The organism is Streptomyces sp. NPDC006309 (genome assembly GCF_040613095.1).
Lineage (GTDB): Bacteria > Actinomycetota > Actinomycetes > Streptomycetales > Streptomycetaceae > Streptomyces.
Genome location: NZ_JBEXRO010000026.1, coordinates 55,679 through 67,839 on the forward strand (window position 1 = coordinate 55,679; position 12,161 = coordinate 67,839).

The following is a 12,161-nucleotide window of genomic DNA, read 5'->3' on the forward strand; positions in this document are numbered from 1 at the left end:
CAGCCCCCGCGCGCCCGCGTGTGACGACGGCCTACGTCGTCAGCACGCCCTCCGGCTCTCCGCTCACCCGGGGTTCGGTCAGCCGCACGCCGGCCGGCTCCCGGTGCGCCGGGTCCCTGACCTCCCCCACCAGCAGTTCCAGTACGTCCTCCAGGGCGACCAGGCCCAGCACCTTGCCGGAGGCGTCCGCCACCTGCGCCAGATGCGTGGCCGCCCGGCGCATCACCGTGAGGGCGTCGTCGAGCGGCAGCTCGGCGCGGAGGGTGGCCATCGGGCGCCACACGTGCTGCGGCACCGCCCGGGCCGAGTCCTCCAGGTCGAGCACGTCCTTGACGTGCACATAGCCCATGAAGGGGCCCTTCTCGGCCGCCGCGACCGGGAAGCGCGAGTAGCCCGTGCGGGCGGTCAGCTCCACGATCTGGCCCGGGGTGACCGCCGGGGTCACCGTGACCAGGGACTCACGGCGCAGCAGGACGTCCGTCACCGGGCGGGAGCCCAGCTCGAGGGCGTCCTCCAGGCGCTCCTGCTCCTCGGGGTCGAGGAAGCCCGCCTGGCCGGAGTCCTCCAGCAGGCGGTTGAGCTGCTCGGTGGTGACGACCGCCTCCACCTCGTCCCTGGGCTCGACCCGGAACAGCCGCAGGATGCCCCGGGCGCAGGTGCCGAGGGCGGCGGTGATCGGCTTGCAGAGACGGGCGAAGTAGACGAGACCCGGGCTGAGCCAGAGGGCCACCTTCTCGGGCGCGGCCATCGCGAGGTTCTTCGGCACCATCTCGCCGATGACCAGGTGGAAGAAGACCACGGCGGCCAGGGCTATGACGTAACCGAGGGGGTGGATCACGCCGTCGGGGAGGTGGATCCCCTCGAACAGCGGTTCCAGCAGGTGCGCCACCGTGGGCTCGGCGACCGCGCCGAGCGTCAGCGAGCAGACGGTGATGCCGAACTGGGCGGCGGCCATCATCTGGGGCAGGCGCTCCAGGCCGTACAGCACCTGGCGGGCGCGGGCCGTGCCGAGCGGCTCGATCTGGCTGCGGCGGACGGAGACGAGCGCGAACTCGGCGCCGACGAAGAAGCCGTTGGCGAGCACGAGCAGCGCGGCGAAGAGCAGTTGGAGGAGGCTCATCGGGCCGCCTCCATCACGTTGACCGCCGGGGCCGTCCTGACCACGCGGACCCGTTCGGCGCGGTAGTGGCCGACCTGACGGACGGCGAGCCGCCAGCCGGGCAGTTCGGCCCGGTCACCGGGGGCCGGGATCCGGCCGAGCAGGTCGGCGACCAGCCCGGCGACGGTCTCGTACGGCCCCTCGGGTACCTCCAGGCCTATGCGCTGGAGCATGTCGACCCGGCAGCTGCCGTCGACGTCCCAGGCCGCCCTGCCGTCCTCGGGCGGGGCGGGGGCCAGCTCGGGCACGTCCTGGCCGTCGTGCTCGTCACGGACCTCGCCGACCAGTTCCTCGACGATGTCCTCCAGGGTGACCACGCCGGCCGTGCCGCCGTACTCGTCGACCACGACGGCGATGGGCTGCTCGCTGCGCAGCCGGGCGAGAAGGGGCTGGACGGGCAGGGTCTCGGGGACGAGGAGCGCCTTGCGGGCGATGCGGCCGACCGGGGTGCGCAGGCGGTCGGCCGCCGGGACCGCGAGGGCGTCCTTGAGATGGGCCATGCCGACGACCTCGTCGATCTTCTCCCGGTAGACGGGGAAGCGGGACAGGCCGGTGGCGCGGGTGAGGTTGACGACGTCCTCGGCGGTGGCCGAGTCCTGGAGGGCGCTGACCCGCACGCGGGGGGTCATGACGTGCTGCGCGGTCAGCTCCCCCAGGGACAGGGTGCGCACGAACAGGTCGGCCGTGTCCTGCTCCAGGGCGCCGGCCTGCGCGGAGTGCCGGGCCAGGGAGACCAGTTCCCCGGGGGTGCGGGCGGAGGCCAGCTCCTCGGTGGGTTCGACACCGAGGGCGCGGACCAGCCGGTTGGCGACCGTGTTCAGCGCGGAGATCACCGGGCGGAACAGGAGGGCGAAGCGATGCTGGGGGCCGGCGACGAAGCGGGCGACCTGCAACGGCCGGGAGACGGCCCAGTTCTTGGGCACGAGTTCACCGATCACCATCTGGATCGCCGAGGCCAGCAGCATGCCGACGACCACGGCGACACCGGAGACGGCGCCCTGCGGGATGCCGATCGCGGCGAACGGGCCGTGCAGCAGCTCGGCCAGGGCCGGTTCGGCGAGCATGCCGACGACCAGGGAGGTGATGGTGATGCCGAGCTGGGTGCCGGAGAGCTGGAAGGACAGTTCCTTCAGCGACTCCACGACCGTACGGGCGCGTCTGTCACCGTCGGCGGCGGCCTTCTCGGCTTCCGGGCGTTCGACGGTCACGAGACCGAACTCGGCCGCCACGAAGAAGCCGTTGGCCAGAATCAGCAGGAACGCCGCTCCGAGGAGCAGCAGGGGGATGGTCACGCTGCCACCGCCTTCCCGCTGTGTCGGGTCGGGGCGGCGCAGGTACTACAGGACGATCCGTCCATCGCTGGAGGGAGTCACTCCTCGGGTAGCAGGAACCCCTGGGTGCCGGGCGGCGCGCAGGGGCGGAGGCGCGGCGGAAAAGCCTCCGTCACCAGATTAATCAAGATATGGGCGGGTGCGGCAGGGCCGGCACCCCGGATCGGTCCCTGATCCCGCCCCGAGTCAGCCCTGATTCTCCGCCGCCCGGGCCGTGGCGCGGGCCTCGACCAGGGCACGGAGGGCCCGCGCGTCGGCGATGGCCCGCTGCCGGGCGATACCCGGCTGGATGCCGAGCGCGGGCAGGCTGGTGCCGTCGCTGAGGTCGAGGAACACCCAAGGGTCACCCGGTCGGAGGTTCACCCGGAGGATCTCCGCCCAGGCCAGGCGCCGCTTGCTCGCGATGTTGACGACGGTGACGCCGGACTCGTCGGCGACGACCCTGATCCGGGCGAGCTGGGCCGTGGCCCAGAAGACCAGCGCTCCGGTGATGACGAAACTGAGCCGCGAGCCCGGGCCGAGGTGGTCCAGGAGCATCGCGATCCCGGAGAGCACCAGGAAGATGACGACACCGGCGGTGAGCAGGATGGCCCGGGTGTGACCCGGACGGAAGGTGACGGGGAGGGCGGGGAGGTCGGACATCTCGGTGCGTGTACCCCTACAGGCGGCAGGCGTGAATGGCCGTGGTCAGGATAGCGCGGGCACCGATGCCGTAGAGGTCGTCCATGATCCGCTGCGCCTCCTTGGCGGGGACCATGGCGCGCACGGCGACCCAGCCCTCGTTGTGCAGCGGGGAGACGGTCGGGGACTCCAGGCCGGGGGTGAGCGCCACGGCCTTCTCCAGCTGCTCGACCCGGCAGTCGTAGTCCATCATCACGTAGGTCCGCGCGACCAGGACGCCCTGGAGGCGGCGCAGGAACTGCTGCGCCTTCGGTTCCTCGCTGTCGGCACCGGTGCGGCGCACGACGATCGCCTCCGACCGCATGATCGGCTCGCCGAAGACCTCCAGGCCGGCGTTGCGCAGGCTGGTGCCGGTCTCGACGACGTCGGCGATGACCTCGGCGACGCCCAGCTCGACGGCGGTCTCGACGGCGCCGTCCAGGTGGACGACGGAGGCGTCGATGCCGCTGTCGGTGAGGTGCCGGGCGACGATGCCCTCGTAGGAGGTGGCCACCGTGCGGCCCTTGAGGTCCTCGATACCGGCCGCGGTGCCGGGCTTGGCGGCGAAGCGGAAGGTGGAGCGGGCGAAGCCCAGGGGGAGGATCTCCTCGGCGTCGGCGCCGGAGTCGACCAGCAGGTCGCGGCCGGTGATGCCGATGTCGAGGCGGCCGGAGGAGACGTAGATCGCGATGTCGCGGGGGCGGAGGTAGAAGAACTCGACCTCGTTGACCGGGTCGACGATGCGCAGTTCCTTGGACTCGCGGCGCTGCTGGTAGCCGGCCTCATGCAGCATCTCCGCCGCAGGGCCGGACAGGGAACCCTTGTTGGGGACGGCGATGCGCAGCATGGGGTCGGCTTCCTTTGCTCGTTCTCTACGGGTGCGGTGCGGTACGGCTCAGAGGTGGGCGTAGACGTCGTCCAGGGAGATCCCCCGGGCGACCATCATCACCTGGACGTGGTACAGCAGCTGCGAGATCTCCTCGGCGGCCGCCTCCTTGCCCTCGTACTCGGCGGCCATCCAGACCTCGGCGGCCTCCTCGACGACCTTCTTGCCGATGGCATGGACGCCCTTGCCGACCAGCTCGGCGGTGCGGGAGGAGGCGGGATCGCCGTGGGCGGCCTTGTGCTGCAACTCGGTGAAGAGCTGCTCGAACGTCTTCTTGGACATGGTGGCCCCCACCCTACGTGGTCCCCGTGGTGCCTCAGTGCCAGGGTTCGGATACCGAGCGGAGTGTGGCCGCCGTCGCCACCGCGGCCGTCACCGCCTCGTGCCCCTTGTCCTCGGTCGAGCCCTCGATGCCGGCCCGGTCCAGGGCCTGCTCCTCGGTGTCGCAGGTGAGCACGCCGAAGCCGACGGGGACGCCGGTCTCGACGGAGACCTGGGTGAGGCCCTGGGCGACGCCCTGGCACACGTAGTCGAAGTGCGGGGTGCCGCCCCGGATGACGACGCCGAGGGCGACCACGGCGTCGTAGCCGCGGCCCGCGAGGACCTTGGCGGCCACCGGCAGTTCGAAGCTGCCGGGGACCCGGATGAGGGTCGGCTCGTCGATGCCCAGGTCGTGCAGGGCGCGCAGCGCGCCGTTCACCAGACCGTCCATCACCTTCTCGTGCCACTGTGCCGCGATGACGGCGACCCGCAGGTCGCTCACGTTGCGTACGGACAGTTCCGGTGCGCCCTTGCCGCTCACGTCTCTCCTCGGTGCTTTCTTTCTTGCTTACTGGTTGCCGCAGGTGGCCGCGGGGGCGGCCACGGCGGGCGTGTCGAGCCAGGGCAGGTCGTGCCCCATCCGGTCCCGCTTGGTGCGCAGGTAATGGAGGTTGTGCTCGCCGGCCTGGACGGGCATCGGCTCGCGTCCGGTGACCCGCAGGCCGTGGCGCAGCAGCGCCTCGGTCTTGTCGGGATTGTTGGTCATCAGGCGGACGCTGCGTACGCCGAGGTCGGCGAGGATCTGTGCGCCGGCGCCGTAGTCGCGGGCATCGGCGGGCAGGCCGAGTTCCAGGTTGGCGTCGAGGGTGTCGTGGCCCTGTTCCTGGAGCGCGTAGGCGCGCAGTTTGGACAGCAGGCCGATGCCGCGCCCCTCGTGTCCGCGCAGGTAGACGACGATGCCCCGGCTCTCGTCCTGGATGCGGCGCAGGGCGGTGTCCAGCTGGGGGCCGCAGTCGCAGCGCAGGGAGCCGAAGACGTCGCCGGTGAGGCATTCGGAGTGGACACGGACCAGGACGTCCTCGCCGTCGCCCGGGTCGCCGTGGACCAAGGCGACGTGCTCGACGCCGTCGACGGTGGACCGGTAGCCGTAGGCGGTGAAGGTGCCGTGCCGGGTGGGCAGGAGGGTCTGGGCCTCGCGGCGGACGGTGGGCTCGCTGCCGCGCCGGTAGGCGATCAGGTCCGCGATGGAGATGATCGTCAGGCCGTGCTTGCGGGCGAAGGGGATCAGCTCGGGCAGCCGGAGCATGCGGCCGTCCTCGCCGGCGATCTCCACGATGGCGCCGGCGGGGCGCAGCCCGGCGAGCCGGGCGAGGTCGACGGCGGCCTCGGTGTGCCCGTCGCGGACCAGGACACCGCCGGGCCTCGCGCGCAGCGGGAAGACGTGGCCGGGGCGGACGAAGTCGGTGGGCTGCGCCGTCCCGCCGGCGAGGAGCTGGAGGGTGGTGGCGCGATCGGCGGCCGAGATGCCGGTGCTCACACCGTGAGCGGCGGAGGCGTCCACGGAGACTGTGAACGCGGTTTTCATCGACTCGGTGTTGTCCTCGACCATCTGCGGCAGCCGCAGCCGGTCCAGTTCCTCGCCCTCCATGGGCGCGCAGATCAGGCCCCGGCACTCGCTCATCATGAACGCGACGATCTCGGGGGTGGCCTTCTCGGCGGCGATGACGAGGTCGCCCTCGTTCTCCCGGTCCTCGTCGTCCACGACGACCACCGGGCGGCCGGCGGCGATGTCGGCGACGGCCTGCTCGACCGGGTCGAGCGCGAAGTCCTCGATCGGGTCGGTGCCGTACAGCGGTGGTGCGGAGGTCATGCCGGCGCTCCTTCCAGGACGGGCTGCGCGGCCCTGCGGGAGCGCAGCCACCAGTCGCGCATGCCCCACAGGACGAGCGCGCCGTAGATGACGTAGACGAAGCCGGAGAAGGCGTAGCCGTTGGCGAAGTTGAGGGGCACGCCGACGAGGTCGACGAGCAGCCAGGCGAACCAGAACTCGACCATGCCCTTGGCCTGGGCGTACATGGCGACGACGGTGCCGACGAAGATGTAGGCGTCGGGCCACGGGTCCCAGGACAGGTCGGGGTAGGCCTTGAAGAGCAGGGCGACCGCGACCGTGCCGGCGGCGGCGGTTGCGAGCATCGCCGCGCGCTCGCGCCAGGTGGCGAAGCGGGGTGCGATGTGGCCGTCCCCCGACCGGTCCTTGCTGCGCTGCCACTGCCACCAGCCGTACAGCGCGACGGCCATGACGACGACCTGCTTGCCGGCGCTGCCGGTCAGGTGGCCGTAGAAGGCGGCGAAGAGGACGAGGCCGGACAGGAACTGCACGGGCCAGGTCCACAGGGAGCGGCGCCAGCCGAGGGCGAGGGTGATCAGGCCGAGGATGTTGCCGGCCATGTCCGACCAGATGATGTGCTGGCCGAAGAGGGTGAACGCCTCGGAGTTCATCCAGTTCACTTGCCGGCCCCCTGTCCGGCCGCGAGCAGCCGCTCCACGTACTTGGCGATGACGTCCACCTCGAGGTTGACCGGGTCGCCCGGCTGCTTCACGCCGAGCGTGGTCAGGGCGAGGGTGGTCGGGATGAGGCTCACGGTGAAGTGGTCGGGGCCGGCGTCCACGACCGTGAGGCTGATGCCGTCGACGGTGATGGAGCCCTTCTCCACGACGTACCGGGAGAGGTCCGCGGGAAGGGAGATCTTCACGATCTCCCAGTTCTCGGAGGGCTCGCGCGCCAGGATCTCGCCGGTGCCGTCCACGTGGCCCTGCACGATGTGTCCGCCGAGGCGGGCGCCGACGGCGGTGGGGCGTTCGAGGTTGACGCGGGAGCCGGCGGTGAGCGCGCCGAGGCTGGAGCGGTTCAGGGTTTCGGCCATGACGTCGGCGGTGAACTCGTCGCCCTCGTGCTCGACGACCGTGAGACAGACTCCGTTCACGGCGATGGAGTCGCCGTGCTGCGCGCCCTCGGTCACGACGGGGCCGCGGAGCCGGAAGCGGGACGCGTCGCCGAGGTTCTCGACGGCGGTGATCTCACCCAGCTCTTCGACGATTCCGGTGAACACTTCCCGGGTCCTCCTGCCTCTTCGGGCACGGACTCCGGGGCCTGTCGACGAACGACAGAATCAACGGGTGAGCACACCGGGGGCGTCGCCGACGGGGACGCGTCCGCGGACGGACGTGCCCGGTACGGCGGCGCGCACACGGAAAGCGTGCCCGCCCGCCGCGCACTGCCTCCCATCCGGACTTTAACCGTCGGTCCAGGAATTTCACCTGGTCAACCGGCCGCTGGAAGCGACCGGGTCGCGGACTGTAACCGCCGGTTCGGACTTTCACCGACCCCGGAGTGCGCTGCTTCTGGTACAGGGCCAGTGTGCCACGGCCGGCGGGCGCCCCGACCGGCGCATGATGTGGGCTCGCTCACACTGTGTACAGCACGTTTCGCGCCGCGTAGGGACGCCGTCCAACCAGCCGCTTCCCGCCGGGCATCGAGGTTGGTCCGGACCATTGACCGAGCTGGTCTAGTCCTCTTATGGTGCGGGCGGGCCCGGCGGCGGTGACGACGGCCCTTGCCCGCCGCCGGGCCGCCCAGGAACGCATGTCACGTTTCCGGGGGGCTGTTCCGTCCACCTGACGAAGGGTGCTCCGACCGGAGCGCCCCGGCGTCGGAGGGACGGGAACAGCATGACCACGATCCTGGTGACCGGTGGAACCGGAACGCTCGGCCGGCTGGTCACGGAGCGGCTGCGGGCGGACGGGCACGAGGTACGGGTGCTCAGCCGGCACACCGAGCCGTACGCCGTCGACCTGCGCGCGGGCGGTGCCGGGCTGGACGCGGCCCTGGCGGGCGTACGGACGGTCGTGCACTGCGCCAGTTCTCCCCGGGGCGGTGACGAGCAGGCCGCCCGGAACCTGATCACGGCGGCCCGGCGGGCCGGGGTGGACCATCTCGCGTACATCTCCATCGTCGGCGTCGACCGGGTGCCGTTCGGCTACTACCGGAGCAAGCTCGCGGTCGAGCGGCAGATCGAGGAGTCGGGGCTCGGCTGGACCGTGCTGCGCGCGACACAGTTCCACGACCTGCTGGTCACGCTCTTCCAGGGCCTCGCCAAGCCGCCGGTGCTGGTGGTCCCGGCGGGCGTGCCCGACCAGCCGGTGGAGGTCGCCGAGGTGGCCGGCCGGCTGGCCGCGCTCGCGCTCGGCGCGCCGGCCGGACGGGTACCGGACCTGGGTGGCCCCGAGGTCCGCACGCTGGAGTCCCTCGCCCGCGCCTACCTGCGGGCCACCGGCCGGCGCCGCGCCGTGGCACGCGTACCGCTCTTCGGGAAGACGTACGGCGCCTTCCGCGCGGGCGGCCACCTCGCCCCGGACCGGGCGGAGGGCAAGGTCACCTTCGAGGAGTACCTGGCCCGGCGGTTCGGAAAGGGCCAGGACTGAGGGGCGGCGGGGGCGAGAGGCGGAGGAGGCTGAGGCGGCGGGGCGTCCGCGCGTCCGGCGGGCCCCCGCGAAGGCGTCGGTCACGGGGTCGGACGCGCGGGCGGTGCGAAGAGTTCGTCCTGCGCCCGGTCCCGGGCGGTGAGCAGCGCGCCCCGCAGCACGGCCGCGCCGCCCAGGCCGCTCGCCCGTACCTCGGTGCGCAGGGGCGACATGGCCCGCAGCCGCTCCTCCACCAGCCCGGCGAGCACCGCTCCCCCGGCCCGGCCGACCTCCCCGCCGAGCACCACGCACCCGGGGTCCAGCACGGCCACGACGGAGGCGGCACCGACGGCGACCCGGTCGGCCAGGACACGGAGGAAGCGCTGCGAAGGGCTCCCGCCGGTATCGGCGGCGAGCCACCGAGCGGCCGTCCCGGCACCGGCCACCGCGCCCGCGCCCGTGCCCGCACTCCCGCCCGGATGACCGACCGCTGCGGGCTCCACCGGCGCACCCTCCGGCAAGCCCGCGCCCGCCCCCGAAGAAGCCGCCGGCCCAGCCGGTCCCCGCTCCCCCGCAGCGCGGAAGGCCGTCAGCCCGCCTGCTCCCTCCGGCGTCCTCGCCACCGCGGCGCCCGCCACAGCCGCCGCCCCCGCTTCGCCCGTCACCGGGTCCGGCGCGCCGCCCGCCGGCGCCGCGCCCTCCGACGTCACCTCCGCCACCGCCCTGCGAACGACCGCCGCGGCCTCCGCCCCGTCCCTCGCCGCCGGTGCCGGCAACCCGCACCGAGCCGCCAGGGACGTGAGGGCCGCCGCCCCCGCCAGGGCGTGGAAGCCGCCGCCGCAGTCCCGGGCCGAGGGCAGGGAGTCCGTGCCCGGGACCGGCAGGAAGCCGATCTCTCCGGTGCCGCCGGAGGCGCCGCGGCGCAGGGTGCCGTCCAGGACGACCGCGGCGCCGACGCCGTGGCCGAGCCAGAGCAGGACGAAGGTGTCCCGGTCGCGGGCGGCGCCCTCGCGCTGTTCGGCCAGGGCGGCGAGGTTGGTCTCGTTCTCGACGGTGACGCGGGCGCCGGGCAGCCGTTCCTGGAGTGCGGTGGCGAGGCTGCGGTGCCAGGCGGGCAGGCCGGCGGAGTCGCGGAGGTCGCCGGTGACCGGGTCGATGAGGCCGGGAGCGCCGATGCCGACGGTGTGCAGGCGGTCCGCCCCCGCCTCCCGGGCGGTCCGCTCCACCGCGGCCACCGCCTGCTCCACGGCGGTCCCGGTGCCGGCGTCGCCGCCGATCGGCACGGACCCCTCGGCGAGCACCCGCCCGAGGAGGTCGGAGACCAGGACGACGACGCCTGCGGTGCGGACGTCGAGGGCGGCGAGGTGGGCGCGGTCGGCGACGATGCCGTAGAGCCGGGCGTTGGGGCCGCGGCGCTGTTCCCCGGACTCGCCGACCACCGTGATCAGTCCGGCGGCGGTGAGCCGGTCGACGAGGTCGGCGATCGTCGGCCGGGACAGGCCGGTCAGCTGCTTCAGCCGTCCCGCGGTGAGCGGGCCCTCCTGCTGCAACAGCCGCAGGGCCATCCGGTCGTTGATGGCCCGGGCGGTGCTGGGTGTTGCGGGCATGACGGGAATCCTCCCAGATGGACGTGGACCGGCCGCGGACGCCGGAGGCGAAGGCCCGCTATCTATCAGGCAGGGTCCCTGATAGTTTACGGCGCGTGCGGCCCCAGCGGGGCGGGAACTCCCGGGGAGGGGTGCAGAGATGAGCGACGTGGGCCACGCGCGGGACGGGGTCGGGCGCGCCCGGTACGCCGTGGCGGCCGTCTTCGCCGTGCATGGTGCCGTGACCGGTTCGTTCGCGACGCGCGTGCCGTGGATCCAGGACCACACCTCGATCGGCGCCGGTCAGCTGGGTTTCGCGCTGGCCTTCACCGCGTTCGGCGCGTCCTGTGCGATGCCGTTGGCGGGCCGGATCAGCCACCGCTTCGGCAGTCGCGCGGCCCTGCGCGGGCTGCTGGCGCTGTGGACGCTGTCCCTGGTGCTGCCGTCCTTCGCGCCGAACCTGGTCGCCCTGTGCCTGGCGATGTTCACCTACGGGGCGGCCGCGGGCATGGCCGACGTGGCCATGAACGCGCTCGGCGTCGAGGTCGAGCGGCTGCTCGGGAAGTCGATCATGTCGGGACTGCACGGCATGTGGAGCGCGGGCGCCCTGGTCGGCTCCGCGGCCGGCACCCTCGCCGCACATCTCGGCTCGGACGCGCGCCTGCACTTCGTGCTGGCGTCGGCCGCGCTGACCGCGTTCGGCCTGCTGGCCTGCTCCTGGGTGCTGGACCTCCGCCCCGGGGAGGACGAGGAACCACCGCCGCGGTTCGCCCTGCCGCCCCGCTCGGCCCTGCTGATCGGCGCGGTCGGCTTCTGCGCGGTGTTCGCGGAGGGCGCGAGCCTGGACTGGTCGGCGGTGTTCCTGCGGGACCGGCTGGGCAGTTCGGCCGGTCTGGCGGCTGCCTCGACGACCGCGTTCATGCTGACCATGGCGGTGGCCCGGGTGGCCGGGGACGCGGTGGTGAACCGGTTCGGGGCGGTGCGGACGGTCCGCGCCGGTGGGGTGCTGGCCGTGCTGGGCGGACTGCTCGTCGTCCTCGCCGGGCATCCCGCGGTGGCGATGGGCGGGTTCGCGCTGATGGGGCTCGGCATCGCGGTGGTCGTGCCGCTGTGCTTCGCGGCCGCCGGGCACGCCGGGCCGAACCCCAGCCAGGCCATCGCGGGCGTGGCGACCATCACCTACACCTCGGGGCTGGTCGCGCCGGGTCTGATCGGCGGGGTGGCCCAGGCGACCAGCCTGGTGGTGTCGTTCTGCGTGGTGACGGTCCTGGCGTCCGGGCTCGCCGTGTTCGCGGGCGTGCTGCGCACCGCCGAGCGCGGGGGCCGTACGGAGGTCAGTCCGCGGGCCGCAGCAGTGCCCGGCCCGCGGCCCTGAACGTCTCGCTCCAGGGCGCCGGGCGCATCGTCGCGGCGTCCAGCCGAACCAGCACCCGGGTGCCGTGGGCGTAGGTCTCGGTGCCGTCCGCCGAGCAGAACCGGAAGCCGTAGGTGAGGCCGGTGGTGCCGAGCCGTTCCAGCCACAGGTGGACGGCGTACGGGCCGGGGCGGGTCGCCGGGGCCTCGTAGGTGATCCGCAGTTCCTTGACCGCGTTGCAGGCGTCCCCGGCCGCCGTCCAGTCACCGTCGAAGCGGATGCCGTGCTCGTTCCACAGCTCGGTCCAGGCCCGCTCGACCATCAGCGGGTAGCGGGCGTTGTGCAGCAGCCCGAGCGCGTCGAGGTCGTCGAAGTGGACGGTGACGGGGACCAGCCGGCCGTGGGAGACGGCGGGGGCGGTCGGGGCCGGTGCGGTCACGGGTGGGACTCCTGGACGTCGCTG

At 73.2% G+C, this 12,161-nt stretch carries 13 protein-coding genes and 1 riboswitch; of the genes, 2 read left to right on the forward strand and 11 right to left on the reverse strand.

Annotated features, from left to right (window positions below):
* Nucleotides 1-31: 31 nt before the first annotated feature.
* From ABZ117_RS27875 to ABZ117_RS27915, 9 genes are all read right to left on the reverse strand, one after another.
* Nucleotides 32-1,120, reverse strand: a complete 1,089-nt coding sequence (locus tag ABZ117_RS27875) for a hemolysin family protein (protein ID WP_356824556.1) — start codon at nt 1,118-1,120, stop codon at nt 32-34.
* The gene (locus ABZ117_RS27880) at nt 1,117-2,451 is read right to left on the reverse strand and encodes a hemolysin family protein (RefSeq protein WP_356824557.1); all 1,335 of its coding nucleotides are present in this window, start codon (nt 2,449-2,451) and stop codon (nt 1,117-1,119) included. The genes ABZ117_RS27875 and ABZ117_RS27880 overlap by 4 nt, the downstream gene beginning before the upstream one ends.
* Before the next feature lie 225 nt (nt 2,452-2,676).
* A complete protein-coding gene (locus ABZ117_RS27885) occupies nt 2,677-3,132 on the reverse strand; it encodes a PH domain-containing protein (RefSeq protein ID WP_356824558.1) in 456 nt (151 codons plus the stop codon).
* A gap of 16 nt (nt 3,133-3,148) precedes the next feature.
* Nucleotides 3,149-3,997 carry an ATP phosphoribosyltransferase gene (hisG, locus tag ABZ117_RS27890; protein ID WP_356824559.1) on the reverse strand — a complete coding sequence of 283 codons (849 nt, stop codon included), beginning with the start codon at nt 3,995-3,997 and terminating at the stop codon, nt 3,149-3,151.
* 48 nt (nt 3,998-4,045) lie between these two features.
* Entirely contained in the window at nt 4,046-4,318 is a 273-nt protein-coding gene (locus ABZ117_RS27895; protein WP_356824560.1) for a phosphoribosyl-ATP diphosphatase, read from the reverse strand.
* Nucleotides 4,319-4,352: 34 nt separating this feature from the next.
* Complete coding sequence (gene ribH, locus ABZ117_RS27900; RefSeq protein ID WP_356824561.1) at nt 4,353-4,838, reverse strand: 6,7-dimethyl-8-ribityllumazine synthase; 486 nt, start codon at nt 4,836-4,838, stop codon at nt 4,353-4,355.
* A gap of 27 nt (nt 4,839-4,865) precedes the next feature.
* Complete coding sequence (locus ABZ117_RS27905) at nt 4,866-6,167, reverse strand: bifunctional 3,4-dihydroxy-2-butanone-4-phosphate synthase/GTP cyclohydrolase II (RefSeq protein ID WP_356824562.1); 1,302 nt, start codon at nt 6,165-6,167, stop codon at nt 4,866-4,868.
* Nucleotides 6,164-6,805, reverse strand: a complete 642-nt coding sequence (locus ABZ117_RS27910; RefSeq protein WP_356824563.1) for a nicotinamide mononucleotide transporter family protein — start codon at nt 6,803-6,805, stop codon at nt 6,164-6,166. The genes ABZ117_RS27905 and ABZ117_RS27910 overlap by 4 nt, the downstream gene beginning before the upstream one ends.
* The gene (locus ABZ117_RS27915; RefSeq protein ID WP_356824564.1) at nt 6,802-7,407 is read right to left on the reverse strand and encodes a riboflavin synthase; all 606 of its coding nucleotides are present in this window, start codon (nt 7,405-7,407) and stop codon (nt 6,802-6,804) included. Before ABZ117_RS27915 ends, ABZ117_RS27910 begins: the two co-directional genes overlap by 4 nt.
* A 158-nt stretch (nt 7,408-7,565) precedes the next feature.
* A riboswitch (FMN riboswitch) is annotated at nt 7,566-7,696 on the reverse strand.
* A 330-nt stretch (nt 7,697-8,026) separates the two neighbouring features.
* Here ABZ117_RS27915 and ABZ117_RS27920 point away from each other — a divergent pair.
* On the forward strand, nt 8,027-8,779 hold the full coding sequence (locus ABZ117_RS27920; RefSeq protein ID WP_356824565.1) for an NAD(P)H-binding protein: 753 nt from the start codon (nt 8,027-8,029) through the stop codon (nt 8,777-8,779).
* 80 nt (nt 8,780-8,859) lie between these two features.
* On the opposite strand, the gene ABZ117_RS27925 is transcribed toward ABZ117_RS27920, so the two are convergent.
* On the reverse strand, nt 8,860-10,365 hold the full coding sequence (locus ABZ117_RS27925; protein ID WP_356824566.1) for an ROK family transcriptional regulator: 1,506 nt from the start codon (nt 10,363-10,365) through the stop codon (nt 8,860-8,862).
* 139 nt (nt 10,366-10,504) lie between these two features.
* Here ABZ117_RS27925 and ABZ117_RS27930 point away from each other — a divergent pair, with 139 nt between their 5' ends.
* Complete coding sequence (locus tag ABZ117_RS27930) at nt 10,505-11,719, forward strand: MFS transporter (protein ID WP_356824567.1); 1,215 nt, start codon at nt 10,505-10,507, stop codon at nt 11,717-11,719.
* Here the strand turns inward: ABZ117_RS27930 and ABZ117_RS27935 are convergent.
* Nucleotides 11,679-12,137 carry a thioesterase family protein gene (locus ABZ117_RS27935; RefSeq protein ID WP_356824568.1) on the reverse strand — a complete coding sequence of 153 codons (459 nt, stop codon included), beginning with the start codon at nt 12,135-12,137 and terminating at the stop codon, nt 11,679-11,681. The genes ABZ117_RS27930 and ABZ117_RS27935 overlap by 41 nt on opposite strands.
* Nucleotides 12,138-12,161: the final 24 nt, after the last annotated feature.